At 61.8% G+C, this 3898-nt stretch carries 3 protein-coding genes and 1 pseudogene; 3 read left to right on the plus strand and 1 reads right to left on the minus strand.

Annotated elements, in window-relative coordinates; translation table 11 throughout:
• The 3 genes and pseudogenes from APH42_RS28575 to nuoN form a co-directional block, all read left to right on the plus strand.
• A pseudogene (locus APH42_RS28575) lies at nt 1-313 on the plus strand (NADH-quinone oxidoreductase subunit L); the annotation flags it as partial.
• A 40-nt stretch (nt 314-353) separates the two neighbouring features.
• The gene (nuoM, locus tag APH42_RS28580; protein WP_012273300.1) at nt 354-1886 is read left to right on the plus strand and encodes an NADH-quinone oxidoreductase subunit M; all 1533 of its coding nucleotides are present in this window, start codon (nt 354-356) and stop codon (nt 1884-1886) included.
• Nucleotides 1887-1893: 7 nt separating this feature from the next.
• Entirely contained in the window at nt 1894-3363 is a 1470-nt protein-coding gene (nuoN, locus tag APH42_RS28585) for an NADH-quinone oxidoreductase subunit NuoN (RefSeq protein WP_012273301.1), read from the plus strand.
• Between the two features lie 89 nt (nt 3364-3452).
• Here nuoN and APH42_RS28590 read toward each other — a convergent pair whose 3' ends face one another.
• Nucleotides 3453-3716 carry an ogr/Delta-like zinc finger family protein gene (locus APH42_RS28590; protein ID WP_012273302.1) on the minus strand — a complete coding sequence of 88 codons (264 nt, stop codon included), beginning with the start codon at nt 3714-3716 and terminating at the stop codon, nt 3453-3455.
• Nucleotides 3717-3898: the final 182 nt, after the last annotated feature.

Consider the following 3898-nt stretch of genomic DNA (forward strand, 5'->3'; position numbering starts at 1 on the left):
GTTCCTGGGCAAGCGCCGCTTCGTCAGCGCAGTGGCCAACAGTGGCATCGGCCGCGTCCTGTCGGCTTGGTGGTTCGCCGCCTGGGGCTTCGACTGGATCTACGACAAGCTTTTCGTCAAACCGTACCTGCTGATCAGCCACATCCTGCGCAAGGACCCGGTTGACCGCACCATCGGCCTGATTCCTCGGATGGCGCGTGGCGGCCACGTCGCCATGAGCAAGACCGAGACTGGCCAACTGCGCTGGTACACCGCCTCTATCGCCGTGGGTGCCGTGCTGGTGCTCGGTGCCGTGGTAGTGGCTGCGGTATGACTCTGAATCTTGCGACTTTGCCAAAGGAAACCAACCCGTCATGATTTTGCCTTGGCTGATCCTGATCCCCTTCATCGGCGGCTTCCTGTGCTGGCTGGGTGAGCGCTTCGGCGCCACCCTGCCGCGCTGGATCGCGCTGCTGACCATGTCCCTGCTGCTTGGCATCGGCCTGTGGCTGTGGGGCACCGGCGACTACACCCTGGCCCCTGCTCCGGGCGCCGAACCTGCCTGGGCACTCGAATACAAAGTCGAGTGGATCAAGCGCTTCGGTATCAGCATCCACTTGGCCCTCGACGGCCTGTCGCTGCTGATGATCCTGCTCACCGGCCTGCTCGGTGTGCTGTCGGTACTGTGTTCCTGGAAAGAGATCCAGCGCCACGTCGGCTTCTTCCACCTCAACCTGATGTGGATCCTCGGCGGCGTGGTCGGTGTGTTCCTGGCCCTGGACCTGTTCCTGTTCTTCTTCTTCTGGGAAATGATGCTGGTGCCGATGTACTTCCTCATCGCGCTCTGGGGTCACAGCTCGGCAGACGGCAAGAAAACCCGGATCTACGCGGCGACCAAGTTCTTCATCTTCACCCAGGCCAGCGGCCTGATCATGCTGGTGGCGATCCTGGGCCTGGTGCTGGTCAACTACAACACCACCGGCGTGCTCACGTTCAACTACAGCGACCTGCTGAAGGCCGAGCTGCCAGCCGGCGTCGAGTACGTGCTGATGCTGGGCTTCTTCATTGCCTTCGCGGTGAAGCTGCCGGTCGTGCCGTTCCACTCCTGGCTGCCTGATGCTCACGCCCAGGCACCGACCGCAGGCTCCGTGGACCTGGCGGGTATCTTGCTGAAGACTGCGGCCTACGGCCTGCTGCGCTTCGCCCTGCCGCTGTTCCCGAATGCCTCGGCCGAGTTTGCGCCCATCGCCATGACCCTGGGCCTGATCGGTATCTTCTACGGTGCTTTCCTGGCCTTCGCACAAACCGACATCAAGCGCCTGATCGCGTTCTCCAGCGTCTCGCACATGGGCTTCGTGCTGATCGGCATCTACTCCGGCAGCCAGCAGGCCCTGCAAGGCGCGGTGATCCAGATGCTGGCCCACGGCCTGTCGGCTGCCGCGCTGTTCATCCTGTCCGGCCAGTTGTACGAGCGCCTGCACACCCGTGACATGCGTCAAATGGGCGGCCTGTGGCACCGCATCGCTTACCTGCCGGCCATCAGCCTGTTCTTCGCCGCCGCATCGCTGGGCCTGCCTGGCACCGGTAACTTCGTCGGCGAGTTCCTGATCCTGATCGGCAGCTTCGTGCATGTACCGTGGATCACCGTGATTGCCACCACAGGCTTGGTGTTCGGTTCGGTGTACTCGCTGATCATGATCCACCGCGCCTACTTCGGCCCGGCCAAGAGCGATACCGTGCTGGCCGGCATGGACGGTCGCGAACTGATCATGGTCCTGGGTCTGGCGGTACTGCTGATCCTGCTGGGCGTGTATCCGCAGCCGTTCCTCGACACCTCTGCCGCCACCATGAGTGGTGTGCAGCAGTGGCTCGGTTCCGCTTTCACTCAACTCGCTTCGGCCCGGTAAGAGCGCTATGGAATTCACCACTCAACACTTCATCGCATTGGCGCCGATGCTGATCACCACCATCACCACGGTGGTGGTGATGCTGGCGATCGCCTGGAAGCGCAACCACTCGCAGACCTTCCTGCTGTCCACCGTGGGCCTGAACCTGGCCCTGCTGTCGATCCTGCCGGCGCTGAAGGTTGCGCCGCTGGCGGTCACCCCGCTGATCACCATCGACAAGTTCGCCTGCTTGTACATGGCGATCATCCTGGTCGCCACGCTGGCCTGCGTCACCCTCGCTCACGCCTACCTCGGCGAAGGCTCCAAAGGTTTCCCGGGCAACCGTGAAGAACTGTACCTGCTGCTGCTGATGTCGGCCCTCGGTGGCCTGGTGCTGGTCAGCGCCAACCACCTGGCCGGCCTGTTCATTGGCCTGGAGCTGCTGTCGGTACCGGTCTATGGCCTGGTGGCCTATGCGTTCTTCAACAAACGCTCGCTGGAAGCCGGCATCAAGTACATGGTGCTGTCGGCCGCAGGCTCGGCGTTCCTGCTGTTCGGCATGGCCCTGCTGTACGCCGACGCCGGCAGCCTCAGCTTCGACCAGATCGGCAAGGCCCTGGCTACCACCAGCATGCCAAGCCTGGTGGCCCAACTGGGCCTGGGCATGATGCTGGTCGGCCTGGCCTTCAAGCTGTCGCTGGTACCGTTCCACCTGTGGACCCCGGACGTATACGAAGGCGCCCCGGCACCTGTCGCCGCGTTCCTGGCAACCGCCAGCAAGGTGGCAGTATTCGCCGTGGTCGTGCGCCTGTTCATGCTCTCCCCTGCTGCCAGCAGCGGCGTGTTGAGCACCGTGCTGGCGGTGATCGCCGTGGCCTCGATCCTGATTGGTAACCTGCTGGCGCTGACCCAGAGCAACCTCAAGCGTCTGCTGGGTTACTCGTCCATCGCCCACTTCGGTTACCTGGTCATCGCGCTGGTCGCCAGCAAGGGCCTGGCCCTGGAAGCCATGGGCGTGTACCTGGTCACCTACGTGATCACCAGCCTGGGCGCCTTCGGTGTCATCACCCTGATGTCCTCGCCCTACGGCGGCCGTGACGCCGACGCACTGTACGAGTACCGCGGCCTGTTCTGGCGCCGTCCGTACCTGACCGCGGTACTGACCGTGATGATGCTGTCGCTGGCGGGCATCCCGCTGACCGCTGGTTTCATCGGCAAGTTCTACATCATCGCCACCGGCGTCGAGTCGCACCTGTGGTGGCTGGTCGGTGCGCTGGTGATCGGTAGCGCCATCGGCGTTTACTACTACCTGCGTGTCATGGTGACCCTGTACCTGGTCGAGCCAAACCTGCGTCGCCACGACGCCCCACTGAAGTGGGAACAGCGCACCGGCGGCGTCATGCTGCTGGCCATCGCCATTCTTGCTTTCGTGCTGGGCGTATACCCGCAGCCACTGCTGGAACTGGTTCAGCAAGCGGGCCTGCAACTGATCGGCTGATCGCCCCGGCAGCCTCGGTAAAACAAAACACCCCGCCTAGGCGGGGTGTTTTTTTATCTGCACGTTCTACTGCCTGCACCCAAGAGTGCCTAATCAATCGGGCTGCCCTGGCCCGCGCCCGGCAGGGCGGCTTTGCGCAAATCACCATTGGCCGAAGGCAGGTACACTTCCGGGTTGGGCATACCGCTAGGGGAGAGTTCATGGGTCATTTCGAATTCGGCGCGCACTGACCAGCCACACGCTTCGGTGGTGCATTGCAAATAAGCAATTCGCAGGAAAATATGGCGCCCTTCACTTGTACGTATGCGCATCCGGCTGTGGCAGTGCGGGCAAACCAATTTGTAAGTACTCACGGCAAGTACCTACTAGCATTGCTCAGGCCAACCTTTCTGTCAGAATTGACTGCAACTGCTAGTGTATTCTTTAACTCGATGTGTCTCATTTCAGGAATGCTCCTTAAAACGCAGGGCTGTATTCATAACGAGTAGTTTAAGCCCATGGAATATTAATAAACCAGTCATGGATATTTGTTATG

The organism is Pseudomonas sp. NBRC 111140 (assembly GCF_001320885.1).
In the GTDB taxonomy this organism is placed as follows: Bacteria; Pseudomonadota; Gammaproteobacteria; order Pseudomonadales; family Pseudomonadaceae; genus Aquipseudomonas; species Aquipseudomonas putida_P.

Coding starts and splice junctions, on each gene's coding strand:
- nuoM (WP_012273300.1), top strand. CDS start 354: ATGATTTTGCCTTGGCTGATCCTGATCCCCTTCATCGGCGGCTTCCTG.
- nuoN (WP_012273301.1), top strand. CDS start 1,894: ATGGAATTCACCACTCAACACTTCATCGCATTGGCGCCGATGCTGATC.